General features: G+C 72.8%; 25 protein-coding genes and 2 pseudogenes. 18 read left to right on the forward strand and 9 right to left on the reverse strand.

Annotated elements, in window-relative coordinates; translation table 11 throughout:
* The first annotated feature begins 78 nt into the window (after nt 1-78).
* The 7 genes from GXP74_RS01960 (at nt 79) to GXP74_RS01990 (ending at nt 5,775) form a co-directional block, all read left to right on the forward strand.
* Nucleotides 79-948 (forward strand): GNAT family N-acetyltransferase, encoded by an 870-nt coding sequence (locus GXP74_RS01960; protein ID WP_182449680.1) that lies wholly within the window; start codon nt 79-81, stop codon nt 946-948.
* A 69-nt stretch (nt 949-1,017) separates the two neighbouring features.
* The gene (locus GXP74_RS01965; protein ID WP_182449681.1) at nt 1,018-1,629 is read left to right on the forward strand and encodes an SGNH/GDSL hydrolase family protein; all 612 of its coding nucleotides are present in this window, start codon (nt 1,018-1,020) and stop codon (nt 1,627-1,629) included.
* Between the two features lie 68 nt (nt 1,630-1,697).
* Entirely contained in the window at nt 1,698-2,966 is a 1,269-nt protein-coding gene (locus GXP74_RS01970; RefSeq protein ID WP_182449682.1) for an MFS transporter, read from the forward strand.
* Between the two features lie 106 nt (nt 2,967-3,072).
* Entirely contained in the window at nt 3,073-3,276 is a 204-nt protein-coding gene (locus tag GXP74_RS01975) for a hypothetical protein (protein ID WP_182449683.1), read from the forward strand.
* Nucleotides 3,273-3,947 carry an alpha/beta fold hydrolase gene (locus GXP74_RS01980; RefSeq protein WP_182449684.1) on the forward strand — a complete coding sequence of 225 codons (675 nt, stop codon included), beginning with the start codon at nt 3,273-3,275 and terminating at the stop codon, nt 3,945-3,947. The genes GXP74_RS01975 and GXP74_RS01980 overlap by 4 nt, the downstream gene beginning before the upstream one ends.
* A 107-nt stretch (nt 3,948-4,054) precedes the next feature.
* Nucleotides 4,055-5,029: a GlxA family transcriptional regulator gene (locus tag GXP74_RS01985; protein WP_182449685.1), complete on the forward strand. Its 975-nt coding sequence runs from the start codon at nt 4,055-4,057 to the stop codon at nt 5,027-5,029.
* Nucleotides 5,030-5,142: 113 nt separating this feature from the next.
* Entirely contained in the window at nt 5,143-5,775 is a 633-nt protein-coding gene (locus GXP74_RS01990; protein WP_182449686.1) for a DJ-1/PfpI family protein, read from the forward strand.
* 32 nt (nt 5,776-5,807) lie between these two features.
* Here GXP74_RS01990 and GXP74_RS01995 read toward each other — a convergent pair whose 3' ends face one another.
* Nucleotides 5,808-6,209: a tautomerase family protein gene (locus tag GXP74_RS01995; RefSeq protein WP_182449687.1), complete on the reverse strand. Its 402-nt coding sequence runs from the start codon at nt 6,207-6,209 to the stop codon at nt 5,808-5,810.
* Nucleotides 6,210-6,313: 104 nt separating this feature from the next.
* Between GXP74_RS01995 and GXP74_RS02000 the strand changes: the two genes are divergently transcribed.
* Nucleotides 6,314-6,691 carry a helix-turn-helix transcriptional regulator gene (locus GXP74_RS02000; protein ID WP_225447658.1) on the forward strand — a complete coding sequence of 126 codons (378 nt, stop codon included), beginning with the start codon at nt 6,314-6,316 and terminating at the stop codon, nt 6,689-6,691.
* 13 nt (nt 6,692-6,704) lie between these two features.
* On the opposite strand, the gene GXP74_RS02005 is transcribed toward GXP74_RS02000, so the two are convergent.
* From GXP74_RS02005 to uppS, 4 genes are all read right to left on the reverse strand, one after another.
* Complete coding sequence (locus tag GXP74_RS02005) at nt 6,705-7,094, reverse strand: response regulator transcription factor (RefSeq protein ID WP_225447659.1); 390 nt, start codon at nt 7,092-7,094, stop codon at nt 6,705-6,707.
* Nucleotides 7,095-7,253: 159 nt separating this feature from the next.
* Nucleotides 7,254-8,684 (reverse strand): oxygenase MpaB family protein, encoded by a 1,431-nt coding sequence (locus GXP74_RS02010; protein WP_182449688.1) that lies wholly within the window; start codon nt 8,682-8,684, stop codon nt 7,254-7,256.
* Nucleotides 8,677-9,624, reverse strand: a complete 948-nt coding sequence (locus GXP74_RS02015) for a squalene/phytoene synthase family protein (RefSeq protein ID WP_182449689.1) — start codon at nt 9,622-9,624, stop codon at nt 8,677-8,679. Before GXP74_RS02015 ends, GXP74_RS02010 begins: the two co-directional genes overlap by 8 nt.
* Complete coding sequence (gene uppS / locus GXP74_RS02020; RefSeq protein WP_182449690.1) at nt 9,621-10,421, reverse strand: polyprenyl diphosphate synthase; 801 nt, start codon at nt 10,419-10,421, stop codon at nt 9,621-9,623. The genes GXP74_RS02015 and uppS overlap by 4 nt, the downstream gene beginning before the upstream one ends.
* A gap of 203 nt (nt 10,422-10,624) precedes the next feature.
* On the opposite strand from uppS, the gene GXP74_RS02025 reads away from it, so the two are divergent.
* From GXP74_RS02025 to GXP74_RS42005, 4 genes and pseudogenes are all read left to right on the forward strand, one after another.
* Nucleotides 10,625-10,912 carry a hypothetical protein gene (locus tag GXP74_RS02025; protein WP_182449691.1) on the forward strand — a complete coding sequence of 96 codons (288 nt, stop codon included), beginning with the start codon at nt 10,625-10,627 and terminating at the stop codon, nt 10,910-10,912.
* Nucleotides 10,909-11,196, forward strand: coding sequence for a hypothetical protein (locus tag GXP74_RS02030; RefSeq protein WP_182449692.1), 288 nt, complete (start codon nt 10,909-10,911; stop codon nt 11,194-11,196). Before GXP74_RS02025 ends, GXP74_RS02030 begins: the two co-directional genes overlap by 4 nt.
* Complete coding sequence (locus GXP74_RS02035; protein ID WP_182449693.1) at nt 11,193-12,701, forward strand: AarF/ABC1/UbiB kinase family protein; 1,509 nt, start codon at nt 11,193-11,195, stop codon at nt 12,699-12,701. Before GXP74_RS02030 ends, GXP74_RS02035 begins: the two co-directional genes overlap by 4 nt.
* Nucleotides 12,643-13,227: pseudogene (locus tag GXP74_RS42005) on the forward strand (hypothetical protein); the annotation flags it as partial. The gene GXP74_RS02035 and the pseudogene GXP74_RS42005, both read left to right, overlap by 59 nt.
* A 423-nt stretch (nt 13,228-13,650) precedes the next feature.
* Here the strand turns inward: GXP74_RS42005 and GXP74_RS02045 are convergent.
* On the reverse strand, nt 13,651-14,244 hold the full coding sequence (locus GXP74_RS02045; RefSeq protein WP_182449694.1) for an HhH-GPD-type base excision DNA repair protein: 594 nt from the start codon (nt 14,242-14,244) through the stop codon (nt 13,651-13,653).
* Nucleotides 14,245-14,458: 214 nt separating this feature from the next.
* On the opposite strand from GXP74_RS02045, the gene GXP74_RS02050 reads away from it, so the two are divergent.
* Entirely contained in the window at nt 14,459-15,154 is a 696-nt protein-coding gene (locus GXP74_RS02050; RefSeq protein ID WP_182449695.1) for a DUF4232 domain-containing protein, read from the forward strand.
* Nucleotides 15,155-15,221: 67 nt separating this feature from the next.
* Here GXP74_RS02050 and GXP74_RS02055 read toward each other — a convergent pair whose 3' ends face one another.
* Both GXP74_RS02055 and GXP74_RS02060 read right to left on the reverse strand, forming a co-directional pair.
* A complete protein-coding gene (locus GXP74_RS02055; RefSeq protein ID WP_182449696.1) occupies nt 15,222-15,851 on the reverse strand; it encodes a DUF899 family protein in 630 nt (209 codons plus the stop codon).
* A gap of 70 nt (nt 15,852-15,921) precedes the next feature.
* Entirely contained in the window at nt 15,922-16,794 is an 873-nt protein-coding gene (locus GXP74_RS02060; protein WP_182449697.1) for a helix-turn-helix transcriptional regulator, read from the reverse strand.
* A gap of 539 nt (nt 16,795-17,333) precedes the next feature.
* Here GXP74_RS02060 and GXP74_RS02065 point away from each other — a divergent pair.
* The 3 genes from GXP74_RS02065 to GXP74_RS02075 all read left to right on the forward strand — a co-directional run bounded on the left by GXP74_RS02065 (nt 17,334) and on the right by GXP74_RS02075 (nt 21,079).
* Nucleotides 17,334-18,677 (forward strand): MFS transporter, encoded by a 1,344-nt coding sequence (locus GXP74_RS02065; RefSeq protein ID WP_225447660.1) that lies wholly within the window; start codon nt 17,334-17,336, stop codon nt 18,675-18,677.
* Nucleotides 18,678-18,770: 93 nt separating this feature from the next.
* Nucleotides 18,771-19,376, forward strand: coding sequence for a DUF6879 family protein (locus tag GXP74_RS02070; RefSeq protein WP_182449698.1), 606 nt, complete (start codon nt 18,771-18,773; stop codon nt 19,374-19,376).
* Between the two features lie 137 nt (nt 19,377-19,513).
* The gene (locus tag GXP74_RS02075; protein WP_182449699.1) at nt 19,514-21,079 is read left to right on the forward strand and encodes a PKD domain-containing protein; all 1,566 of its coding nucleotides are present in this window, start codon (nt 19,514-19,516) and stop codon (nt 21,077-21,079) included.
* Between the two features lie 66 nt (nt 21,080-21,145).
* Here the strand turns inward: GXP74_RS02075 and GXP74_RS02080 are convergent, their stop codons facing one another.
* Nucleotides 21,146-21,730 carry a hypothetical protein gene (locus tag GXP74_RS02080; RefSeq protein ID WP_182449700.1) on the reverse strand — a complete coding sequence of 195 codons (585 nt, stop codon included), beginning with the start codon at nt 21,728-21,730 and terminating at the stop codon, nt 21,146-21,148.
* Between the two features lie 180 nt (nt 21,731-21,910).
* Here GXP74_RS02080 and GXP74_RS02085 point away from each other — a divergent pair, with 180 nt between their 5' ends.
* Nucleotides 21,911-24,808, forward strand: a complete 2,898-nt coding sequence (locus tag GXP74_RS02085) for a BTAD domain-containing putative transcriptional regulator (RefSeq protein WP_182449701.1) — start codon at nt 21,911-21,913, stop codon at nt 24,806-24,808.
* A 46-nt stretch (nt 24,809-24,854) separates the two neighbouring features.
* Nucleotides 24,855-24,929: pseudogene (locus GXP74_RS02090) on the forward strand (endonuclease III); the annotation flags it as partial.
* Between the last annotated feature and the right edge of the window lie 17 nt (nt 24,930-24,946).

Raw genomic sequence — 24,946 nt, forward strand, 5'->3', positions numbered from 1 at the left:
CCCGCCGGTGGCTGACACCCCGCCCGGTGGCTGACACCCCGCCTGCCCCGTCCGGGCGCGGGTGGAACAGGATGGGGCATGACCTGGACCCTGAGCACCTCGCTGGTCGACTTCCGAGCGGCTGCCGGTGACTTCCTCGCTGCCGATCCGGTACGGAACACCGTGCCGCTGACCGTCGTCGACCGGCTGACCAAGGCCGGTCCGTACAGCTTCGGCGCCGGGCGACCGCGTTTCGGGTGGTGGCGGGAGGAGTCGCGGGGCCCGGTGTCCGGTGTGTTCGTGCAGACGCCGCCGCTCGGGGTGGTCCTCGGTGTGATGGGCGCGGAGGCAGCCGGGCGGCTGGCGGAGGCGCTGGCCGAGGCGGGCGACGTGGCGGTGCCGTCCGTGCACGGGAACAAGCAGCTGGTCACCGTCTTCGCGCGGTCCTGGGAACGGGCCACCGGCGGCCGGTCGCGGCTGCTGCGGCACGAACGGCTCTACCACCTGGGCACGTTGGCGCGGCCGCAGCCCGCGCCGAACGGCTCGCCCCGGCTCGCCGTCGCCGCCGACCACGCGCTGCTGGTCGGCTGGTACGCGGCCTTCGCGGCGGAGAGCGGGACCGCCTCCGCCGGGGCGGACTTCGACGCGGTGGTCGGGCAGCGGACCGCCGAGGGCCTGCTGCACGTCTGGGAGGACGGGGGCCGCCCGGTCGCACTCGCGGCGGTCAGCCCGGTGATCGCCGGGATGTCCCGGATCGGGCCGGTCTACACCCCGTCCGAGCTGCGCCGTCGCGGGTACGCCGGCGGCGTCGTCGCGGCGGGTTCGGCGCACGCGCTGGGCCAGGGCGCGACCGAGGTGCTGCTGTACACCGACCTGGAGAACCCGACCAGCAACTCGATCTACCAGCGGCTCGGTTACGTCAGGGTGGAGGACGCGCTCGTGCTCGATCTGGAACCCGCCGTCGGGTAGGGAACCCATACGATCATCACTGCTCGACGGGCACCAGCTGGTCGAGGCCGTGCTGCAGGGGAGGACCCCGTGATCGAGCTTTCCGACGAACCGATGACCTGGGTGTTGACCGGGGACAGCATCACCCATGGGGTACTGCACACGCACGGTGAGCGCAGCTGGGCCGAGCACGTCCACGAGCGGATCCGCTGGCAGCTCAACCGGCTGACCGACCTGGTGATCAACACCGGCGTCTCCGGCTGGCGCGCCCCGAGCCTGCTCGGCGCCTACGAGCGCCACATCGGCCAGTTCCAGCCGGACGTGCTCTCCCTCTCGCTCGGCACCAACGACGCGCGCGCCGGGCTGGACGGCCTCGGCGAGTTCCGCGACTCGATGCGGGCGCTGATCGGCAAGGGCCAGGCGGCCGGTGCGCAGGTCATCGTGCAGACCCCGCTGCTGGTGAGCACGGGCGGCCAGTCCGACCGCCCGGAGATGCCCGCCTACTGCCAGGCGGTGCGGGAGCTCGCCGCCGAGACCGGAGCGCTGCTGGTCGACCACGAGGCGCACTGGCTGGTCCGCTTCCCGGACGCCGACCCCATCGCCTGGCTGGACGACCTGATCCACCCGAACGCCGTCGGGCACCGGCAGATGGCCGACCACCTGCTCCGCACCATCGGCCTGGGCGAGCTCTCCCCGCTGTAGCCGCGCCCGGGGGCCGCCCGGTTCACCGCGCTTGACATCAAGCGCGCTTGAACCAGAAGGCTGGCGTGATGACACCGACCCGGACCACCCGGCTGCTGCCCTCCGCCTACCGCCCGCTGCTCGCCCACGCGACGTTCCGGCGGCTGCTGCCGGCGATGGCGGTCTCCGACTTCGGCGACGGGATGAGCGCGGTCGCCGTGGCCTGGCTGGCGATCCTGATCGCGCCGCCCGGCCGCGCGGGGCTGCTGCTCGGGGCGGCCGTGGCCGCGTACTCGCTGCCGGGCGTGGTCGGGGCGCTGGTGCTCGGCCGTCGGCTGCGCCGGGTTCCGGCGCGGCGGCTGCTGGTCGCCAACGCGTCCCTGCGCGCGCTGTGCCTCGGCTGCGTCCCGCTGGCCTGGGCGGCGGGGCTGCTCAACCCGGTGCTGTACGTGGTCCTGCTCGGCGGGTCGTCGTTGCTCAGCTCCTGGGGCAGCGCCGGAAAGTACGGCCTGCTCGGGCAGCTACTGGTGCCGGAGCTCAGGTTGGCCGCGAACGCGCTGGTCAGCTCCAGCTCCTCGGCCGCCATGGTGCTCGGCCCGGCCGTCGCCGGGCTGCTGGTGGCGGGTATCGGCCCGGCCTGGATCATCGGCCTGAACGCCCTGTCCTTCGCGGTCCTCGCGCTCCAGGTGGGGCGACTGGCGTTGGCCGCCGCCCCGGCCGCGCCGACGGCGGACCACGCCGGGTCCGGGCTCCGACTGCTGCGCGGGCAGCCGGAACTGCTCGGCATCATCGCGTTGACCTGGGCGTTCAACTTCCTCTACGGCCCGGTCGAGGTCGCCCTGCCGCTGCACGTCAGCCGGGATCTGCACGCCGGCGCCGGGCTGCTCGGGCTGTACTGGGCGTGCTTCGGCGTCGGCGCGGTGCTCGGCAGCCTGGCGGTCGGCGGCCTGCGGCGGCTGCCGCTGTGGCCGGTCACCCTGGGCATCGTCGCCGGGTGGGGAGTGGTCCTGCTCCCGGTCGGGCTCGCGGTGCCCACGGCGGTCTCGCTGGGCTGCTTCGCGCTCGGCGGGCTGATCTACGGTCCGTTCAACGCCCTCTCGTTCACCCTGTTCCAGCAGCGCACCCCCGCGGCGCTGCTGACCACCGTCCTCGCCGTCCGCGGGGCCGCCCTGCTCACCTCCGATCCCATCGGCACCGCCCTCGGCGGCCCGCTGACCTCGGCTCTGGGCGCGGGCCCGGTACTGGTCGGCTCCGCGCTCGCCACGGTGCTGCTGGCGGTCGGCGCGGCCGTGGTCGCCACGGTGGTCCGGGCGGGCGGCGGGAGCGCGCTGACCCCCGGCCGGGACGCCGTCGGCTAGCCGAACAGTCCGTCGGCCAGGGCCTCACCCCGTCCGGAGCGGCCTCGCCCGGGAACGGTCGCACAGGCGGGCGAGGGAGGTTCGGGGTGCGGGTAGCCTCTGCCGGGTGACCAGGACCCGGGCGGATTCATGGGAAGCGGAATGGGCGGACACGCTGTTCGCCACCGCGCCGCCGCACCGCGCCGACGCGCCCGCGCCGATCAACTACCGTCGCGTGATCCCGGACCGGGGCTCCGCCCGCCCACGCGGCCTCGAACCAACGGCGCTCCGGGCGCAGTTGACCCGGCTGACGAATGCTCCGGCCCAGTGACAGCGGAGTTGTCCACCCGGGAGGCGGGTGATCCCGGCCGTCCCACGCTGCTGCTGGTCCACGGCTCGGGGCAGGGGGCGCGCATGTGGCGGCGGCAACTCGCCTCCCTGTCCGACCGCTACCACGTCGTCGCGGTCGACCTGCCCGGATTCGGCTGCTCGCCGGGGCCGTTCAGCATGGCCCGGGCGGTCGCCGGGGTCGCCCGGCTCGCGGAGCGGCACCGACCCGCGCACGTCTGCGGGATCTCGCTGGGTTCGGTGGTCGCGGCCGGAGTCGCCGCCGAGCGCCCGGAGTTGGTGGACCGGCTGGTCCTCAGCGGACCGGTGATCGCGCCCGCGCGGTCCGGGCCGGGACTCATCCGCCGCTATCGCCGCTGGCCGGGGTGGCTGGTGCGGGCGGTCACCGACGTGCCGGACCGGGCCGGGTGGCTGGCCGTCGTCGGCGCGATGGAGGCCACCGACCTGACCGACCTGCTGCCGTCGATCACCGCGCCGACACTGGTGCTGTGCGGGCAGCGGGACCGGGAGTGCCTGCCGGACGCGCACACCATGGCGGCGGCGGTGCCCGCCGCCCACCTGGTGGTCGTCCCGCACGTCGGGCACCTGATCCCGGTCACCGCGCCGAAGGCCTTCGACGCCGTCGTCGGCGGGTTCCTGGGCAGCGCGGGATGAGACCGGGGCAGGGCGGCGACGGCAGGGCATGGCAGTAGCAGGGCATGGCAGTAAAGGTGGGAAGCCCGTCATTGCTGCCATGACCGCAGGCTGCGAGGCTCGACCGCATGACGTACCGACGTGTGGTCATCGTCCTCTACGAGGGTGTGCAGAGCCTTGACGTGACCGGTCCGCTGGAGGTGTTCGCCGGGGCCGGGGCCGCGCTCGGGGATCCGGAGGCGTACCGGATCACCACCGCCGCTCTCGGCGGCCGGGTGGTGCGCAGCTGTAGCGGGCTGCGACTGGTACCCGACGAGCAGCTGGACCGGCTGGCCGCGCCGCACACCCTGGTCGTGCCCGGCGGCACCACGATGGACGACCCCGATCCGGCGCTGGTCCGCCGGATCGCGGTCCTGGCGGCTGCGGCCGAGCGGGTGGTGTCGGTGTGCACCGGCGCGTTCCTGCTGGCCGAGGCCGGGTTGCTGGGCGGCCGCCGGGTGACCACGCACTGGGCCTTCAGCGACGCGCTCGCACGGCGCTTCCCCGAGGCCGAGGTCGATCCCGAGCCGATCTTCCTGACGGACGGGAAGTTCGCCAGCTCGGCCGGGGTGACGGCGGGAATCGACCTGGCCCTGGCGCTGGTCGAGGCGGACCACGGCCGGGACGTCGCGCTGACCGTCGCCAGGCACCTGGTGATGTTCCTGCGTCGGCCGGGAGGCCAGGCGCAGTTCAGCACCCAGCTCGCCGCGCAGCTGGCCGAGCGGCAGCCGCTGCGGGACGTCCAGCGGTGGATCGCGGAACACCCGGGCGACGACCTCTCGGTCGAGGCCCTCGCCCGCCGCTCCACGCTCTCGCCCCGGCACTTCGCCCGCGCCTTCGCGGCCGAGGTCGGGGTGACCCCCGGCCGGTACGTGGAGGGGGTGCGCCTGGAGACCGCCCGCCGCCTGCTGGTGGACACCGTGGACGGGATCGAGGAGATCGCCCGCCGCTGCGGCTACGGCACGTCGGAGGCGATGCGCCGGGCCTTCGTCCGCACCCTGGCCGTGCCACCGGTCGAGTACCGCCGCCGCTTCCGGCCCCACCAGGCCCAGCGACCGCACTGAGACCGCGAACCGCACTGAGACCGCGAACCGCACTGAGACCGCGAACCGCACCGAGACCGCGAACCGCACTGAGACCGCGAACCGCACCGAGCCCACCAGAACGGAGCACGCTGATGCAGATCGCCATCCTGCTGTACGACCGCTTCACCGCCCTCGACGCGGTCGGGCCGTACGAGATCCTGTCCCGTATCCCCGGCGCGGAGGTGGTCTTCACCGCCGCGAAGCCCGGGCCGGTCCGCACCGACATGGACAGCCTGGCGCTCACCGCCGAGGTTCCGCTGTCCGAGGTCACCGCCCCGGACGTGCTGCTCGTTCCGGGTGGCCCGGGCACCGCCGACCAGCTGCGGGACGAGGCCGTACTCGACTGGCTGCGCGCGGTGGACCGGGCGACCAGCTGGACCACCTCCGTCTGCTCCGGCTCGCTGCTGCTGGCCGCCGCCGGGCTCCTCACCGGGCGGCGGGCCACCTCGCACTGGATCTGCCTGGACGAGCTGGGTGCCATGGGCGCGGTCCCGGTCCCGGACCGAGTGGTCGTCGACGGCAAGTACGCCACCGCCGCCGGGGTCTCGGCCGGGATCGACCTCGCGTTGCGGCTGACCGGTCGGCTGGCGGGTGACCGCGTCGCTGAGGCGATCCAGCTGGTGGTCGAGTACGACCCCCAACCGCCCTACTCGGCGGGCTCGGTGGCCACCGCCCCGGCCGAACTCGTGGCCTCGCTGCGGGCCACCGGCCTGGTGGTCGGCTGATCACGGGCGGCCGACCCGCTCCGCCGGCGGATTCAGACGGCGCCCGGTACCGAGCCCTGGGCGGCCAACTGCGCTTCACCGTTGCCGAGCGACCAGTTGGCGAGGGCGTTGTCGGTGAGCGTGATGAGGACGTCCTCGGGCCGGACCCCGGCGTCGGTCAGGTTGGCGGTGATCTGCTGGTGCAGCTTGAGCTTGAGCTGCGCCGGGCGGCCTTCGACCAGGGTGATCCGGACGAAGACCACGTCCCGGCGGTCGACGCCGAGGTAGTCGGGGTCGAAGACCAGCTCGTCGGCGGGGTGCGGGGTGATGATCTGGAAGCGGTCCCCGGCGGGGATGCCGACGGTGTCGACCAGGGCCCGGTGCACGCCGGAGGCGATGGCGCGGCGGGCCTCGGGGGTGCGGGTGTCGGCGAGATCGATCTGGACCAGAGGCATGGGAGGACTCGCTTTCCGGAATGCGTGGTTACGGGTAATGTGTTCGACGTAGGTCGACCACATTAGTGTATGGCTAACATCGAACACTCTGCAAGGAGGGAACCGTGTCCGCCCGCACCCGCAACCTGACCCACACCCACCCGTCCGAGGTCGCGCTGCAGGACGCTCTGGTGGCGGTTGCCGACCCGATCCGCCGCGCCATCGTCAAGGAACTGGCCGCGAACCCCGACTGGACCCGCGCCTGCGGCACCTTCGACCTGGCCGTGACCAAGGCGACCCGCAGCCACCACTTCACCGTGCTGCGCTCGGCCGGGCTGATCGAGCAGCGGGACGAGGGGCCGCGCCGCCTCAACCGGCTCCGCCGCGCGGAGTTCGACCAGTACTTCCCCGGCCTGCTCGACCTGGTCCTCACCGAACCCGCGTCCGCCGACGCGGCATCCGGCGAACCCACGTCCGCTGAACCCGAGGAACCGGCTCGGTAACCCCGTGCCGGGTTCAGCCGCGCAGGACCCGGGTCACCGCCTGGGTGCGGTCGGTGACGCCCAACTTGCCGAATATCGAGTGCAGATGGTTCTTCACTGTCGGCTCGGCGATGACCATCCGACGGGCGATCTGCCGGTTGGACAGCCCGAGCAGCAGCAGTTCCATGACCCGGGTCTCACGCTGGGTCAGCCGGGCCAGCGCCGGGGCCGACCACTCCGGAACCCCCTTCTCCGGAACCCCCTTCTCCGGATGCTCGATGATTTCGCTGGTCCCCCTTTCCTGGCTCCCTTTTCCGGACGGTTCAGGTCCGGCGGCGTGCACCAGGACTTCCAGCCGCGAGACGAGTTGCCCGGCCTCGCGCAGCAGCGCGGCGAGCATGGTCTCGTCGGTTGTGTCTCCCACGGGCAGCCTTTCGTTCACGGTGGCTCCGGCGGTACCCGCAGGGTGGTTCCGTCGGCCGGGAAAATGCTCACCTTTTTCGTCAATGTATAGACCGGCCGGTGCGGCTGGATATCGCTGGATCGGGTGAGGCGGCCGGTCCGGGCGGACCGGCCGCCGTGTTCAGGGCCTCCCCAGCAGGTGACTTCCGGCGGCTGCCCGGCCGCGCGCGGTGAAGAATTCCCGGAATCCCGCGATAAACTCCTCCGCATCGATACGCCCGTCGCCGTCCCGGTCGAGCTGCCGGTATCCGTGGTTGAGCTCGGCGGGGTGGGTGCGCTTGCCGAAGGCCCGGCGGTAGTCGTCCTGCCCGAGGAAGCCGTCCCCGTCGGTGTCGATGGCGTCGAACAGGGCGCGAGTGGCCCGGTCCAGGCCCTTGCTGAGGTAGTCCGGGTCGTCGTCCAGACCGGCCAGGGTCGCGGCCACGAACCCGGCCCGGCTGATCCGCCCCTCGCCGTCGGCGGCCCGGCCGATCTGCTCCCACCAGGCGCGGAAGCCGTCGTACACCTTGGTCTCGGTCGCCGCGTCGAGTTCCAGGTCCCAGCAGGCGGCGCGGGCCATCGCCTCCAGGTCGGCCCGGGTCAGGTAGCCGTCGCCGGTCTGGTCCAGGACATGGGTGAACAGCCGTTCCAGCTTGCGGGCACGCAGGTCCCGGCGGAACCGGCCCAGCAGCGAGCCGCCGCCGACGTCCTCACGCGGACCGGCCAGCCGGATCGCGTCGGCCGCGTACCCCTGGTACCGCCAGCCGCCGTGCAGCCGTTCGGCCAGCGTCCGCCAGCCCCGGTGGGTGAGTCGGGAGAGGGTCCGGGCGCGGCCGGAGGCGGTCAGTCCGAGCCGGTCCCGGTACGCCGGCGGCAGGTCCGCCACGATCACGGCGACGATCAGCCGGGCCGCGAGCGGGCGGACCGCGAGCCACAGCGGCGGACACCAGCGCAGCTGGGCGGGCGCGACCGCGTGCCGGTAGAAGTCCCCGAGCAGGTCGCGGACCGGCGGGTTGTCCTCCAGCACCTCGCGCAGCATGGTGTCGAAGTACCGCCAGAAGGACGCCGGGTCGGCGGGCAGCGCCTCCCGGGGCAGGCCCAGGGACACCGCGACGGCCTGCCACTCCTGGTAGAGCAGCGCCTCGTCCGCCGCCGACAGCGGGCGTCCGGACAGGCGGCACATCGCCACGATGCCCTCGAACACGGTGCCGAGCACCCAGGCGCGGGCGGCGGGATCAGCCGCCGTGTAGGGGCGGCCGTGGGCGTCGGTGCCGCTGATCCGGCGGTGCTGGCGGCCGATCCGCTCGATCTCGCGGGCCCGGGCGGCGGGCGCGGCGTAGATCAGCCGTTGCAGGCTGTCCAGGGTGTGCTGGGCCCGGCGCCACGGATGCGCGTGGTACGTCGAGTGCTCCGCCACCCCGGCGCCGACCACCGGGTGGGCGTTCTGCAGCACCAGCAGTCGGCCCAGCATCAGCAGGAAGCGCCACTCGCCGATATGACGCCAGGTCACCGAACCGGCGCGGGGGTAGCCCTCGGGGTCGGGCACGGCCTGGTGCCCGGCGGCGTCAGCCATGGCGCACCTGCCCGTGTCCGGCCAGCAGCAGCCGGGCGGTCGGCAGCAGCGGGTGCCCGACCCGCCGCCGCCGAACCCGCTCACCGGCTCGCTCGATGGCCTCCAGGTGCAGCGAGTGCATCAGCAGAAAGGCGTTCATCATCGGACGCAGCTCCAGGGGGGTGAGGTCGAGCACCGGACGGGCGGCGTACAGCGCGGTGCGGGCGCGGGCGATCTGCACGGCGAGCTCCGCGCCGGGCAACCGGACGCGGTCGGCTGGGTCGGCGGGGTCGGCTGGGTCGGCGGGGTCGGCGGGGTCGGTAGGTTCGGCACGGTCGGTACGGGCGTCCTCGGCCAGGTCGGCCAGGAAGTCGATCCGCTGGCAGGCGGCGGCGAGCAGCCAGTACGCCCGTGCGTGCCCCGGCTCGCGGCAGCCGGGGTGCACGCCGACCAGCAGCAGCAGGTACGGCAGCGACACCCGGTCCACGTAGCGCTCGAACTCCGCCTCGCCCGCGAGCGCGGCGCGCCCGCCGCCGGAGGTCCCCTCGGCGTCCTGCCGCATGCCGCTGAGGAAGCGGTTGATCCACTCGGTCGGCAGCCCGCGCTCGACCGCGGTACGGGCGAACGCGGCCAGCTGCGGGCTCGCCCCGGGCCCCGGTACCGCACCGGCCGCTGTTCCGGCCGCCTCCTCGGCCAGGGCCCGGCGGACGGTGGCGGACCAGTGGTCGAAGCGCTCCCGGCGGCCGGTCGCCGGGCCGCTGTCGGCGACCGCGTCGGTGGCCCGGGCGAACCAGTAGCAGACCAGCAGGTGCGGTTGCAGCGCCGCCGGGACCAGCAGCCTGACGGCCAGGCAGTGGACCGGGTCCGCGCGCAGCAGGGTGCGCACGGCCGCGCGGTACTCCCGGCGCGCGGCCGGGTCCCGGATCCCGGCGAGGTCCAGGGCCCGGCCGAAGCGGATCATCCGACCCCCCTGGCCGCGCCGAAGCGGCGGGTCCTGGAGGCGTAGCCCTCGATCGCCCGCCACAGGTCGAGCCGGTCGAAGTCGGGCCAGAGCACGTCGGTGAAGAAGAGCTCGGCGTAGGCGCTCTGCCAGAGCAGGAAGTTGCTCAGCCGCTGCTCGCCCGAGGTGCGGATGACCAGGTCGACGTCGAACAGGTCGGGGTGGAACAACCGCCTGCCGAACTCCGCGTCGGTGACGTCGGTCAGCGCCAGCGTCCCGGCCCTGACCTCCTCGCAGAGCTGTGCGGCGGCGGCCACCAGCTCGTCCCGGCTGCCGTAGTCGACGCAGACCGTGAGGCTCATGCCGTCGTTGTCCCTGGTCCGCCGCTCGTACTCGCGCAGGGTCCCGGCCAGCGGCTCGGTCAGCCGGTCGCGCCGCCCGCTCCAGCGGATCCGGACCCCGCGCGCGTACCAGCTCTCCCCGTGGTCGAGCAGCAGCTGCCGGATCACCCGCAGCACGCACTCGACCTCGCCCGGATCCCGCCGCCAGTTCTCGGTGGAGAAGGCGAAGACCGAGATCTGCCCCAGCCCGATCTCCAGCGCGCCGTCGACCGCCTCGACGATCGCGGAGACGCCCGCCTCGTGCCCGGCGCTCCGGGGCAGCCCCCGCCCGAGCGCCCAACGGCCGTTCCCGTCCATGATCACTGCGACATGGCGCGGTAACCGCTCGGCGGCCACGGTCGGCGGTCGCGCGCCGGAGGGATGGGGTTTCGTCAATGGCCGGACGACCCGGCTGCCTGATTCTCCGACGTAGGCCATGCGGCTCCTTTTTCGTGGGAAAGTCCTCCGGAACTCCGAGCATCCGCGACCGGATAATGTCCGGTCAATGGGTTTCCGGGTTTCTCGGGGCAGGCCGTTCGAACCAGTTCCTGCGATCTATGGACGCCCCTCCCCGTGATTGTCAGGCTGGGTGGCGGAGTGAGGCGCACGACAACCGCGCGAACGTATATACGGGAGAATGAATGGCCAGTGACCGGGGTAGGCAGCGGACGAGTCTGGCGAAATACGTCGGCGGGGTGCTCGAAGCGGTGGAGGAATTCGTCACCGATACCCGCGAATGTGTCGAAGGATTCCTGGAGAACTCGGATTCCGTCCAGCGGAGCGCGTTGCGGACGGCGCGGCGCGCGCTGCGCCCGGGCAGCGAGCCCGAGCCGGACGAACTGGCCGCGCTGCGGGCGGAGGTGGCCGCACTCGCCGCCCGGCTCAGCCGGTACGAGGCGGCACCCGCCGACGTACCCGAGCCCGCGTGAGCGCCGCCCCGGAGCAGCCGTCCGGGCCCGGCGGCCCGCTGCGCCGCACCCGTGAGGGCGTGCTCCGCGACCCGCTGCGTCCGGGGGCCGACAGCGCCGCCCTGGTCCGTGCCGGGCTGCGGGCGGACCGCCGGTTCCGGGTCACCGACGAGGAGACCGGGCAGGACTGCACCGTCGAGGTCCTGGCGGAGTTCCTGCTCGGCGCCTGCACCCGCCCGGCCGCCCGGTCGCTCGCCACGGCCCTCGGCGCGGACGGCCGGACCTCGCCGGTGACGTCCGGGTGAGGGAACCACGCGGCAACCAGGTCGCTCGGCTGGTCGCCCTGCTGACCTCGGACGCGCTGTCCGCGCGCGGCGAGGGCCGGGGCGGTGGCGAGCGCCCGCACCGCCGGGCGGTGCGGATCCGGTCGCTGATGGAGGAACTGGGCCCGTTCTACGTGAAGCTCGGCCAGATGCTGTCCACCCGGCCCGACATCATCAGCGAGGCGCTGACCGTGGAACTCGGGCGGCTGCACCAGGCGGTGCGGCCCACCCCGTTCGCTCGGTTCGAACCGGTCCTGGACCGGGAACTCGGTCGCGGCTGGCGCCGTGAACTCCGCGACATCGAGGCCGCCGAGCCGCTCGGCTCCGCCTCGCTCGCCCAGGTCTACCGGGCCACCCGGCCCGACGGCGTCCCCGCCGTGGTCAAGATCCAGCGGCCCGGCGCCCGGGCCCGGGTGCTGGCCGACATGGCGGCGCTGCGCCGGGCCGCGCGGGTCGTCGGCCGCGCGCTGCCCGGACTGGACGCGGTCTTCGACATCGACGCCACCCTGCACGTCCTCTCCGACGCCATGCAGCCCGAACTCGACTTCCAGGTCGAGGCCCGGAACATGGAGTCCGCCCGGCGGATGACAGCGGACTTCGACCTGGTCAACGTGCCCGGAGTGGTCCGGGCGACGCCACAGGTGCTGGTGCAGGACCTGGCCCCGGGAGGGCCGATCGGCTCGGCGCCGGCCGGGGAACTCCCCGTCGCCACCCGGCAGGCGATCGGCAGCCAGCTGCTCGCCTTCATGTACCGGGGCTACTTCACCGAGCGCTGCTTCCACGCCGATCCGCACCCCGGAAACGTCTTCGTCGACCCGGAGCGGGGCGCCACCCTGATCGACTGGGGAATGGTCGGCAGGCTGGACCGCAACCTCAGCGGGCTCGGCATGCTGACCCTCACCAGCCTCGCCCAGAACGACGCCCGGGGCCTGGTCAGCGCCTGGGTCGGGATGGGCAGGGCGACCCTCCGGGCCGACCTGCCCGGCTTCCAGGAGGACATGAGCCGCCTGGTGCCCAGGATCTCCGCCGCCTCGTTGGAGAACCTGGACTTCGGCGTGGCGCTGAGCACCATCCTGCGGCAGTCCGCCCGCCGGGGGATCCGCACCAGCCCGATGATCGGACTGCTCGGCAAGTCCTTCGCCAACATCGAGGGTTCGGTCCGGCTGATCGCGCCGGAGCTGTCCATCGTCACCGTGTTCCGCGAGGCGTTGACCGACGTGATGGTCGAACTCGCCCGCGAGATGCTCTCCGTGGAGCAGTCGGCCCGCACCGCGCTGGACGTGATGGCGGGCGGGACCATCGCCCTGGACCAGATCCGCAGCATCCTGCGGGACGTGTCGGGCCACGAGGCCACCATGCGGGTCGGCCTGCTGCCGGGACACGGCATCGGCGGCGAGGGGGACGGCCGAGTCAGCCGCTACTGGCCCCATCTCGCGGCCTCCGCCGGTCTCCTGTGGTTCCTGCGCCGCGAACTCCGGCACCGCTGAAGGCAGTTGTCCGCCGAGGGAAGCCACGCCCGGAACGGGGAGGCCCACCAGTGGCCTGCGCTACGGAATCAACCCCCAGCAGTCGAAGGCCTCCGCCGACGCCGTGGTCCCCGGCCGGTGGCCGTTCTGGATCGTCAACGGCAGCCCGTCGCACATCAACATCCAGGACGCGCTCAACGCCTGGCAGTTGGTGCACGAGACCGGCCGGGCGCTGGGCCTGCCCGCGGCGGCCTCCGTCAAGCACGTCTCGCCCGCCGGGGCGGCGCTGGCCGGACCGATCGACGCGGCGGCACAGGGGCTCTACGGCTTCACCGACGGCGAGTTGAGCCCGGTCGCCAACGCCTACCTGCGTTCCCGCGACGCCGACCCCAAGTCCTCCTACGGCGACTTCGCCGCCGTCTCCGAGCCGGTCGACCTGGATCTGGCGGAACTCCTCAGCGGGATGTTCTCCGACGGCATCATCGCCCCCGGCTACGCCCCGGGCATGGTCGAGCGGCTGAGCCGGAAGAAGCAGGGCCGGTACCTGGTCCTGGAGGGCCGACCCCGGGTACACCGCGCCGGAGCAGGACGTCCGCGAGGTCTACGGCGTCCGCCTGGTCCAGGACCGCGACCGCGCGCCGATCACCCGGGACGTGCTGAACCTCGCCACCGGCCCGGAACTGCCCGAACAGGCCGTGCGGGCCCTGCCGTTCGGGTCCGGCGTCCGCCGCCAGGACCGGATCAACTGGCAGGTGCGGCTGATCGAGGGCGGACTGGGCGCGGCGGCTCACCGGGGTCGCCTTCACCTCGGACGGCTACCTGCCGTTCCGCGACAACGTCGACCACGCCCACCGCCACGGCGTCGAGTACATCGCGGAACCGGGCGGGTCGATCCACCACTGACCCGCGACCGGCCAACCCGACCGGCCGACCCGGCCGGTTGTGCACCGGGCCCGGACCGGGCCCGGTCTCAGGCCTCGGCCTGCTGCTCGGCCTTCGCCGCCCGCTTCGCCTCCTGCTTGTACGCCCGGACCTTGTCCAGCGACTCCGGGCCGGTGATGTCGGCGACCGAGCGGTGGCTGTGCGGCTCGCCGTACGGCCCCGCCGCCTCCCGCCAGCCCTTCGGTCGCACCCCGAGCTGCTTGCCCAGCAGCGCGAGGAAGATCTGCGCCTTCTGCTTGCCGAACCCGGGCAGTTCGACCAGCCGCGCGAGCAGCTCGGCGCCGGTGCCCGCGTCCCGCCAGACCGCTTCGGCGTCACCGCCGTAGTGCTCGTCCAGGTACTGGCACAGCTGCTGCACCCGCTTGGCCATCGAGCCCGGGTAGCGGTGCACGGCGGGCTTCTCCGAGAGCAGCGCCGCGAACTCCTCCGGGTCGAAACCGGCGATCCGGTGCGCGTCCAGATCGTCCCCGCCGAGGCGTCGCAGCAGGGTGTACGGGCCCGTGAAGGCCCACTCCATGGGGACCTGCTGGTCCAGCAGCATGCCGATCAGCGCGGCCAGCGGGCTGCGACTGAGCAGTGCGTCGGCATCCGGGTTCTGCGCGAGCCGCAGCGTGACGGTCATCGCGCCTCCTTTCGACGGTCCGTCCCTCCTTCCGGCCATTCTCCCCGCGATCACGCGCCGCCGCGTGTCCGGCTCGCGGGCCCCTCGGCGTGGCGCTGTGTCACCAAGCGCGGGCTCTGTAACAGTGGTTGTTACGGACAGTGAGAAACCGCCGGGATCCCCAGCGTGTGTAAGGGATCACAACCGCCTACCGCACACTCCCTGGGGGGACCGTATGAACACGCCCACGACCGCCCGCCGCCGGATCCTTCCGATGGCGCTGCTCGCCGCCGCCACCGCCACCCTGGCGCTCACCGCCTGCGGCCAGGCCAGCGCCTCCGCCGCCGCGCCCGGCACCGCCGCCGTCACCGCCGCGCACGCCGTCCCGGCGGCCCCCGCCGCGGCGGTGAGGTCGGCCGACAGCAACGCCGACAGCGCCGGGTACGCCTACAAGCACCCGTGCACCGAGCAGCAGCTCCGGGTGAAGGTCTCCTACGACGCGCGGCTGGGCACCTCCAAGCGGCTGATCGCGGTCACCGACACCGGAAGCACGGCCTGCGGCCTGAGCTACTTCCCGGTGGTCGCGATCGACAACAGCGCGACCATCCACGCCGAGCACGGCACGGCGCAGACGGTGCAGCCGAAGGTCCCGGGCGGCCTGGGCGGTGCGCCGTACTTCCCGGTGTACGCCGGTCACACCGCGTACGCGGTGGTGGACCTGGACCCGAGCCACAGCACGGTCGGGGCCAGCCGCGTCTACAACGAGCTGTCGGTCATCGCCACCGACACCCTGCCGAACGCCGACACGGTCAACACCAAGCTGGTCGCCGAGGGCGGCAGTGGCAACCCGTACGTCAAGGCCCCGTTCCTGGGCCTGTACGAGAACACCATCGCCTCCGCCAACGCCTCCGCCACCCCGGCCCGCAGGTGACGCACCGCTGAGCCCGGCCGCAGCCGCCCGGCCGACCCCGGCCGGGCGGTTGCGGTGGCTGTGGCGACTACCCGTACGTCGGGTGCTGCGGCCACCCGGCGGGGGAGTCCTCCCACTCCTCCTGGCGCCCGTACGGGACCAGGTCCAGGACGCTGTTGGCGAAGACCAGCGGGTCCACCCCGCGGGAGTAGGTGCGGTACGTCTGGTAGACGTCCTCGCCGTCGCGCAGGTACACGCTCAGCAGGAAGCCCCCGCCCGCGCCGCTGTCCCGGGAGAACGAGCTCCCGTGCGACGAGACGAACGGCAGCGTCCAGCCCATCCGCGCCTTGTACGCCTCGATCTGGGCGAGCGGCATGTCGGACACCGTCACCCAGGTCGCCCCGCGCTCGGCGAGCCCCGCCAGCGCCCCGGCCGGGACGTTGGCCGTGAACCCGGTGCAGCCGGGACAGTAGTGGTCGGGCCCCCGGTCCATGAACTGGTAGACGACCAACTGCCGCTGTCCTTCGAACAGCTCGGTCAGTGTCCGGGGTCCGAGCGGCGTGTCGAAGGTGTACGCGCCGGGGAACGCGACCATCGGCAGCCGTCGTCGGCGCGCGGCGAGCGCGTCCTGAGCACGGGTCAACTCCTTTTCAGCTTTGAGCAGTTCCTCGCGGGCCTGCTGCCATTCCTCGACCGAAACAACCTCTGGCATCTCCATGCGGCGAGTGTCGCACCGGCCACTGACAATCGGCCCGCGCCGCCACCGCGAGCGACCGGGTCGGCCCGCGTCAGCCCAGCCAGGCGCGCTCGGTGGCGCGGGCCCCGGCCTGGAACCGGCTGCGGGCGCCCAGCAGGTCCATCGCCTCGGAGATCAGCCGTCGTACGGTGCGTTCCGAGACGCCCAGCTTGCGCGCGGCCACCAGGTCGGTGTCGCCCTGGTTGAGGATCCGGAGCAGGGCGTAGTGCTGGCCGGACATGCCGTGCGCGTCGCGGCCTCGGGGATCGCACAGCGGCGTCGCGCCCGACCACACCAGGTCGAACAGCGCGCACACGGCGGCGACCGCGCCCCTGCCGTACAGCACCGTGGCGGTGTCGGTCCGCTCCGGATCGAGTGGTACCACCGCGGCGTCACGATCCACGATGACCATGCGCAGCGGCAGTGCGGGGGCGGTCCTGACCCGGCCGCCGCGCTCCACGAGCCAGCGCGCGTAGTCGGTGGTCGGCTGGTGGTTGCGCACCGAGTCCAGGAAAAGCGTGCGCAACTCCACTCCGCGCCCGAGGAGTTCCTCATCGAGCGGCCGACTGGCCGCGCGGTCCTCCTCGCTCTGTCCACCCCCGGGAACGAAGGCGAGCACCTGGAACGTGCTCCGGGCGCCCAACTCGGCGAGCCGGTCGCGGATCGCGTCCGCGCCGAACAGGTTCTCGGACCGGGTGTACTTGCGGGTGCTCGCCGCGTCGGCGAGGACCACCTCGTAGGCGCTCTGGCACTGCTCGATCTCGTGGCGGTGGGCGGCCAGTTCGGCCTCCTTGCGGGCGAGCAGGGCCTTCAGGCCGAGCTCCGGCGGCACCGGCCGCATCGTCAACGGGTCGTCCGCGGAGGGGCGCAGCAGGGACAGCCGGGTGAGCTCCAGGCAGGCGGCCTCGACCTCGGCCCCGGACAAATCCACTTCTGCGGGCAATTCGGATTCGGTAAGCGCCGGAGTCCGCAGCAGGGCCAGGTAAACCGTCTCGGCGGGCGTGCTCAGGCCGAATGCCCTCAGTGCGGCACGCATGGTCGTCCCCCACTTCCCCGTACAGATCCCCCCGGGGTAGGTCTAGACCACTAGCGCGCTTCCTGTCAAAGGTCTCGGGCCTGCGGTCCTGACCACCGCCACGGTGGGCAGCTGGCCGGATCATGCACGGCCGGGTCCGGCCAGCGTCCGCGCTGGCGGACGCGGACGCGCTCAGGACACAGTGGGGCGTCGGCGAATTCGTTCTCCGGCGGTTCAGGAAAGGGGATTCCACGGTGGGCGCAAAGGGCATGGAAACGGGCGGCGGCGCTGAAATCCGACGTGCCGGGAACAGCAGTACCGGGAACAGTGGTGACGGGAACAGCCGAGACGGGAACAGCGGTTCCGGGAATAGCGATGGCGGGATTTCCAGGGCCACCCGGTGGCGCCGCCTCCTGGGCGTCCCGGAACTGGCGGGCCACGGCCGGGTGGTGGCCGCCACCACGCTGGACTCCCTGGGGGTGGGGATGTTCGTCCCGCTCTCGTTCCTGTTCTTCGTGCTGACCACCCACCTCAGCGTCGCCGACGTCGGCCTGGGCACCAGCGTCGCCACCCTGCTGTCGCTTCCGGTGGCGCCGGTGGCCGGCAGCATCGTCGACCGCTGGGGCCCGCGGAACTCGCTGGTGGCCAACAACTTCCTGGCCGCGGCCGGATTCCTCTGCTACCTGCTGGTGGACTCACTGCCCACGCTGGTCGGCGCCATGTTCCTGGTGCTGTGCGCGGAGCGCCTGTACTGGGCCTCCTGGCCCGCCTTCGTGGCCGACCTGGCCGAGGGCGCGGAGCTGGACCGCTGGTACGCCTTCACGACCGCCGGTACGAACGCGAGCGTGGCGATCGGCGGGATGGCGGGCGGCCTGCTGCTGGGCAGCGGCTGGAAGGGCGCCGCGGTGCTCATCGTCGCGCTGAACGCGGCCACCAGTGTGGTCGCCGGGGTACTGCTGCTCGCGCCGTCGCGGTCCGGGGCACCCCAGCCGTCAGAGCCGTCCCAGCCGTCGGAGGTGTCCCAGACAGCCCAGGTGCCGGTGCGCCGGTCGGCCGCCGACCCCGCCGCCGACCCCGCCGCCCCACCGGACGGGCCGGAGCCGCCGCGCGCCGGCTGGCGCACCCTGCTGCGGGACCCCGCCCTGCTGGCGCTGATGGCGGCGCAGGCCGCGTTCGCGTTCGCTTGGCTGATCCCGACCGTGGTCCTGCCGGTCTACCTGGTCGAGGTGGACCGCCTGCCGACCTGGCTGCCGTCCACCGCGCTCGCCGTCAACGCGATCGCCATCGTCTCGGCCCAGTCGCCGCTCACCGCGCGGCTGGTCGCCTTCCGGCGGGCCCGGGTGATCTCCTGGGCGTCGCTGCTGATGCTCGGCTCGATCCTGCTGCTCGGACTCGGGGCGAGCGGCCGGGGCGCGACCACCGTGGTTGTCGTCTTCGCGGCGGTACTGCTCTTCACGGCCGGACAGATGATGTCCGGACCGGCCACCACCGCGATCGCCGCGACCGCGGCTCCGGCGGAGGCGCGCGGCCGGTACCTCTCGCTCTTCAACCTCACCTGGGCGCTGTCCGCGACCGTGGGCCCGGTCCTCGTGGGCGCGCTGATCGAGCACCACGCGGCGGTCTTCTGGTGCGTCCTGGCGGCGCTGGTCGCCACGGGCGGCCTCGGCTACCGCCTGGCCGACCGCTTCGCCACCCCGCCCGCGACCCTCCGCGCCCGGCGGCAGCCCGAGCCCGAGCCCCAGCCCGAGCCCCAGCCCGAGCTGCCGCGCATCCGCGAGGAACTGGTCCGCTGATCCCTGTTTTTGCCCATTCCCCGGGCTCGCTTCGACAACATCGGCATCATGGGACGGAGTTGATGACGAGTCAGTCAGGGGGCCGGTAGCGGCATGCGTGATCTTCTGGACCAGGAGCACGGCGTACGGCTGGACATCGCGGCGTATTTCGCCGAGTTCGAGGAGCTGTTCTGGCGTATCGGAGCGGAGGGCTTCTGGAAGCTTGAGTGCCTCCAGTCCTACCAGGAACCCGGTTTCGCCAGCTGGGACGCGTTCAACCGGGGCGACTGGGCCGCCTCCCTGCAACTGCTGCGGGAGGAGGGCCCGGCGTTCGCGGACTTCTACGGGCAGATCCGGGTGGCCGGGTTCAGCCACCACCGGGTCCGCGTGGTGGAGGAGCCGGTCTCCCCGTACGTGCAGTGGGAACTGCATCTGCTCCAGGCCAAGGACCAGTACGGCGAGGGCGTCTCGGTGCTGACCCGCGACCGCGCGTTGGCCCTGGGCGCCACCCTGCCGCTGCCCGACCTGGTGGTCCTCGGCAAGGAGGCCCTGTACGAGGTGCACAGCACGCCGGAGGGGCGCCTCGCCGGCGCCACCCGCTACACGGACCGAGCGGTCGTCGACGGCGTCCGCACCCGCGTCCAGCAACTGCACCGCGGCGGCGAGCCCCTCGCGTCCTACTTCCCCCGAGCCGTCGCCGACTTGGCCGCACCGTCCTGAGAGCGGGCCGCGACACGGCGGCCGGATCGGCCTCAGTACGATGATCGCCAGCCGACCGGACCCGCCGGTGGGTTTGCCCGCGGGCGGGGTACGGCCGTGATGCCGTGCCCGGACCTGCGATCCTCGTGGAGGTACTGGTGGGCGCACGTGCCCGGTCAATGGTCGGTGGGGTGCTGCTGCTCATGGTCGGCGGCTCCCTGTGGGGTACGCCGGCGCAGGCAGCGGGGCCCCTGTCCGCGCACCCCGCCGGGCCCGGGGCCCGGACCACGTGCGCGAACCCGAACCCGATCCCGTTCCACCCGGACTTCCAAGTACGCCACACCACGGGGACCGCGCCGCTGTCCGTGGTGTTCCAGAGCCTGGGTGACCAGGGCCCCTGTCCGATCGTCAGCACGTCGGTCGACTTCGGTGACCACGCCTCGGCGACGGGCGGCGCGACCCTCGACGTCCCCCACACCTACGCCAAGCCGGGTCTCTACCGGATATCGGTCACCGAGACCGACGACACCGGTGCCACCGCCAGTGACGACCTCACCACCCTGCTCGGCGGTGTCTACGCCGCGGACGGCCCGCAGCGGATCCTGGACACGCGGTTCGGCACGGGTACGGCGAAGCGGCCGGTCCCGCCGGGAGGCACCCTGCGGCTGAAGGTCACCGGCTCCAAGGGCGTGCCCGCCGCCGGGGTCACCGCCGTCGTCCTGAACCTGACCGCGACCGGCTCCACCGGGGCCGGGTTCATCACCACCCACCCGGGCGGCAGCAGCACCCCGAACACCTCCAACCTCAACTTCGCCCGCGACCAGACCATCTCCAACTCGGTCGTGGTCCCGGTCGCGAGCGACGGCACCATCGACCTGACCAACAGCGGCGGCGACAGCACCGACCTGCTGGCCGACCTGCAGGGCTACTACACCGTCAGCGGGGGCCCCAGCGCCGGGTTCTACGACAACATCGGCCTCACCACCCGGCTGCTGGACACCCGGCAGTCCAACGCCGTGCACACCGGAGCGCTGGGCCCCGGCCAGAGCATCACCCTGCCCGTCCCCTTCCGGAGCGCCGACGACCCCGGTGCCTCCGCTCCCAACGCGGCCACGCTCCGGATCACCACCACGGCCGCGACCGCCAACGGCTACGTGACCGCGTCCGACAGCGCCGGCGCCCCCGGCACCTCCACCGTCAACTTCACCGCTGACCAGACCATCAGCAACGTCGCCGTCGTCCCACTCGACGCCAACGGCGCGGTCCACCTCTACAACCACACCGGCCGCACCCAGGTCATCGTGGACCTCCTGGGAACCTTCAGCACCACCGCCGGCGAAGGCGCCGGCGAATACACCCCGATCACGCCCGAACGGGTGCTGGACACCCGCAACGGCACCGGAGCCCCCACGGCCAAGCTCCAGCCGGACCAGTTCCTCCAGGTCGACCTGCCCTCGTCGGCGAACCTCCCGATCGGCTCCGCCGTGGTGAACCTCACCGCGACCCGGGCCACCACCGACACCTACCTGAACGTCTTCGCCTGGGCCGACACCACCGCACCGCCCTCCCCGTTCGCCAGTGTCACCGTCGGCCCCGGCCAGACCGTCTCCAGCCTCACCGAGACCAGCCTGGACTACACGTACGGCACCGCTTTCCACTTCGAGGTCCTCAACCCCCGCGGCGACGTCGACGCCATCGCCGACGTCGAGGGCTACTACAGCTGAGCCCGTGCGCGAGGGGTGCCCCGCCGCGCCAGGCGCGGCGGGGCACCCGTTCGCCCCGGCCCGGGCCTACTTGTAGCCGTTCCAGAAGTCCTGGCTGCCGGGGCAGTCGTGGTAGGTGTTCGACGCCCAGTAGGGCGTGCCGTCCTCCCACAGGACGAGGTTGCCGTCGGTCTGCACGATGAGCTCGCTGTCCGCGCCGTGCCACTGGTTCATGCTCCACTGGACGCCCTTGATGCCGGTTTCCTCGTTGATGCCGTAGGTGGCGAGGTTGCCGTCGTTCCAGAAGTCCATCACGTGCAGGTTGCCGCTCTGCTCGTCGACGAAGCCCGATGCCCAGACGGCCTGACCGGCGTTGACGTCGCGGCCCAGGCCGTAGGAGTAGCCGCCGTTCTTGCAGTACAGCACGAGGTTGCCGTCGGACTGGTACTGGAGGTAGGTGAAGGCGCTGTTCCAGCGGGTGTTCGCCTGCCACTCCGAGTTGTTGGCGTACAGGGTCGAGGTGTGGGAGCACTGGGAGCTGTCCGCACCGCTGGAGAGGACGGTACAGACGTAGCTGGTTGCCGAAGCCGAGCTCGCTGGGCCCGCGGCAACGAAGCCGGCGGCGAGGGCGGCGGCTGCGGCGGCGGTCGCGGCTGTCTTCCGGATGCGCATGGGGTCTCCTGTCAGAGGGTGGAGGCCGACGGAGCGGCAGCTCTGGGGCGAGCTCGCACCCGACTCCTCGGTGATCGGTGCGCGCTTCATCGGCGCGACCTCAGCTTTACGGTCGGCCCTTACACTCCGCCTACATCGCGCCTACAGTCATGGGCCAGGCGGTGACACGGGGGTGTGGGGATGGAATTCAGCCTGCTCGGAACAGTTGAAGCCAGCGATGACGCCGGGGTGCTCTGCCCGGTGCCGCGGGGACGGTTGCGGAATCTGCTCGCGGCTCTGCTCGTCCACGCCGATGCGGCCGTCTCCGTCGACGCTCTGGCCGCGTGTGTCTGGGGGGAGGAGCAGCTCCCGCGGCGTCCCCGGGAAGCCCTCCAGGTGATGGTGGTGCGGCTGCGAAAGCACCTCGGCCCCGAAGTCGGCGCGCGGATCACCAGTGCCCGGCCCGGGTACCGGCTGCTGGTCCAACCGGGCGAGGTGGACCTGCACCGCTTCGAGGAGCTGCTGCGGCGCGGCTCCGCGGCCCTGGCTACCCAGGACTGGCCCGCCGCCCGCGACCTGCTCGGGAAGGCGCTGGCGGTGTGGCGGGGGGATCCGCTGTCCGACGTACGCCCCGGCACGGTACTCGACCGGGACCGCGACGCGCTGGCCGACCTCCGCTTGCGGGCCCGGATCCAGCTGATCGAAGCCCGCCTTCGGCTGGGCGGCCACGCCGAACTGGTGGCCGATGTCGCGGCACTCGTTCAGGACCACCCCTTCGACGAGCAGCTACGGGCCCAGCTCATGCTCGCCCTGTACGGCTGCGGGCGGCGGGCCGAGGCCCTCGAAGCCTTCCAGAGCGCACGCCGCACCTTCGTGGAGGAACTGGGGATCGAGCCCGGCGTCGAACTGCGGGAGCTGCACCGGGCGGTGCTGGTGGACAGCCCGCGGCTCGGTCAGTGGGCACCGCCCGGCCCCGCCGCCGCCACCCGCGCACCGACGCACGGAGCCGTCGACTGGGCCGGTCCGGCCCAGTTGCCGGCGGACCTCGCCGACTTCACCGGTCGGGTACGGGTCGTGGCGCAGCTGGAGGCGCAGCTGGCGAAGGCCACCGGAGCGTGGGCCAGGGGTCCCCTGGTGCTGTCCGCGGTCAACGGCGCGGGCGGCATAGGCAAGACCTCACTCGCCGTCCACGTCGCCCATCGGGTCGCCGGCCACTTCCCCGACGGTCAGCTCCATGCCGACCTGCACGGCACCGGCGGGGTGCCGGCAGAGCCCGGCGAGGTGCTCGCCCGGTTCCTGCGAGGGCTCGGCTTCCCGCCTGAAGGGGTGCCCGCCGACCTGGAGGAACGCGGGGCGCTGTACCGGACCACGTTGGCCGCCCGACGGGTCCTGGTCCTGCTCGACAACGTCAGGGACGCCGCTCAGGTGCGTCCGCTGCTGCCGGGTTCCAGTACCTGTGCCGTCCTGATCACCAGCCGCAGCACGCTCCCCGGGCTCGACGGGGCGTCCAGGCTCACCCTCGACTTCCTCGACCCCGACGAGGCGCTGGCGCTCTTCACCCACATCGTCGGCTGTAGGACGACCACGGCCGACCTGGAAGCGGTCCACGCCGTGCTCAGGATCTGCGCGGGACTGCCACTGGCCATCCGCATCGCCGCCGGTCGGCTCGGTGCCAGAACTGACTGGAGTGTCCAGGAGCTGGCCCGGCGGATGGCTGACGAGCGGCTCCGACTCGGTGAGTTGGCGGTGGAGGACCGGGCGATCCGGACGAGCTTCGCGGTCAGCTACCGCGATCTGACGGCCGATCAGGCACGGGCGTTCCGGCTCCTGGGCCTCGCCGAGGGGCCCTCCCTCGGCGTTCCCGCCGCAGCCGCGCTGCTGGGCCTGCCAACGGCCGCGGCCGAACAGGTCCTGGAGGCTCTGGCCGATATCCATCTGCTGGAGTCCCCGGGCCGGGGCCGCTATCAGTTCCACGATCTGCTGCGCCTGTTCGCGGCCGAGTGCGCCCAGGCCTCGGAAACGCCCGCAGACCGGGACGCGGCGGTTCAGCGGTCGCTCGGCTGGTATCTCGCCAGCTCTGCGGCGGCCTCCCGGGTCCTTCAGCCGACCCGTCGGCACGTGGTGCTCGACCCGCCGGATCCGCGCTGGCCCGCGAGGGACTTCGACGGTTTCGACGCGGCCCTGGCCTGGTGCGAGACCGAACGGGGCAACCTCGTCGCGGCGGTCGCCCAAGCCACCCGGATCGGCAGCCACGAGATCGGCTGGAAGCTGCCGATCACCATGTGGGACCTGTTCCACCTGCGCCGCTGGCACGAGGACAACATCAACTGCAACGAGGCCGCACTGGCCAGTGCCCGGGCTCTGGACGATCGCGAAGCCACCGCCTGGGTACTCAACAGTCTGTCCGCGGCGTACCAGGCGGTGGGGCGGCTGGCGGAGGCAGCGGACTGCCTCGACCGTGCCCTGGAGATTCGGACCGCCCTCGGTGACCTGCGCGGAGAGGGGTCCTGCCTGATCAACCTCGGCTACGTCCAGGTGGAGATGGACCGGGCGGCGGAGGCGGTCGGGACGCTGGAACGGGCACTGGACATCTTCCGCGCCATCGCCCTGCCCAGCGGGGAGGCCACCGCGCAGACCAACCTCGGTGAGGCGCACCAGAAACTGGGGGACTTCACCGCCGCGCTACGACACCAGCGGGAGGCGCTCAGGATCCACGCGGAGCAGTCCGACGAGTTCCGGGTCGGCAGAGCACTGACCAACCTCGCCGAGACCCTGTTCAGGCTCGACCGCCTGGACGAGGCGGCGGACCACGCGGCGCGCGGCCACCAGGTCAACCGGATGACCGGCAACCAGGTCGACGAGGGGATCGCCTGGGACATCCTGGGCCAGGTGCACGCGGCCCGAGGGCACTACGCACTGGCCCGGCAGCACTGGCAGAACGCCCACGCCGTCCTCGACCCACTGAGCCACCCGCGCGCGGTGGAGATCGGCCTCCGCCTCGCGGCCCGCTCACCACTGACCGACCGGCCCGCCCCCACCGGCAGCCGCCCCGGAGCGGGAGAGCCGAACCGTGGCCCTCACGTCAGTGCCGGGCCGTAGGCTGGCGGGTATGGCGAAGAGTGGCGTGGGTGAGGCTGCGGGGGCGCGGCCGGAGGATCTGGTCACCCTGCCCGGGGTCGGCCGCAAGACCGCCAACGTCGTCCTGGGCAATGCCTTCGGTTCTCTCACTTTGGTATG

This window comes from Streptacidiphilus sp. P02-A3a, assembly GCF_014084105.1.
GTDB lineage: Bacteria > Actinomycetota > Actinomycetes > Streptomycetales > Streptomycetaceae > Streptacidiphilus.

Coding starts and splice junctions, on each gene's coding strand:
- GXP74_RS01985 (WP_182449685.1), top strand. CDS start 4,055: ATGACGTACCGACGTGTGGTCATCGTCCTCTACGAGGGTGTGCAGAGC.
- GXP74_RS01960 (WP_182449680.1), top strand. CDS start 79: ATGACCTGGACCCTGAGCACCTCGCTGGTCGACTTCCGAGCGGCTGCC.
- GXP74_RS02050 (WP_182449695.1), top strand. CDS start 14,459: ATGAACACGCCCACGACCGCCCGCCGCCGGATCCTTCCGATGGCGCTG.
- GXP74_RS02055 (WP_182449696.1), bottom strand. CDS start 15,851: ATGGAGATGCCAGAGGTTGTTTCGGTCGAGGAATGGCAGCAGGCCCGC.
- GXP74_RS01995 (WP_182449687.1), bottom strand. CDS start 6,209: ATGCCTCTGGTCCAGATCGATCTCGCCGACACCCGCACCCCCGAGGCC.
- GXP74_RS02045 (WP_182449694.1), bottom strand. CDS start 14,244: ATGACCGTCACGCTGCGGCTCGCGCAGAACCCGGATGCCGACGCACTG.
- GXP74_RS02015 (WP_182449689.1), bottom strand. CDS start 9,624: ATGATCCGCTTCGGCCGGGCCCTGGACCTCGCCGGGATCCGGGACCCG.
- GXP74_RS02085 (WP_182449701.1), top strand. CDS start 21,911: ATGGAATTCAGCCTGCTCGGAACAGTTGAAGCCAGCGATGACGCCGGG.
- uppS (WP_182449690.1), bottom strand. CDS start 10,421: ATGGCCTACGTCGGAGAATCAGGCAGCCGGGTCGTCCGGCCATTGACG.
- GXP74_RS01970 (WP_182449682.1), top strand. CDS start 1,698: ATGACACCGACCCGGACCACCCGGCTGCTGCCCTCCGCCTACCGCCCG.
- GXP74_RS02025 (WP_182449691.1), top strand. CDS start 10,625: ATGGCCAGTGACCGGGGTAGGCAGCGGACGAGTCTGGCGAAATACGTC.
- GXP74_RS02070 (WP_182449698.1), top strand. CDS start 18,771: ATGCGTGATCTTCTGGACCAGGAGCACGGCGTACGGCTGGACATCGCG.
- GXP74_RS02010 (WP_182449688.1), bottom strand. CDS start 8,684: ATGGCTGACGCCGCCGGGCACCAGGCCGTGCCCGACCCCGAGGGCTAC.
- GXP74_RS01990 (WP_182449686.1), top strand. CDS start 5,143: ATGCAGATCGCCATCCTGCTGTACGACCGCTTCACCGCCCTCGACGCG.
- GXP74_RS02080 (WP_182449700.1), bottom strand. CDS start 21,730: ATGCGCATCCGGAAGACAGCCGCGACCGCCGCCGCAGCCGCCGCCCTC.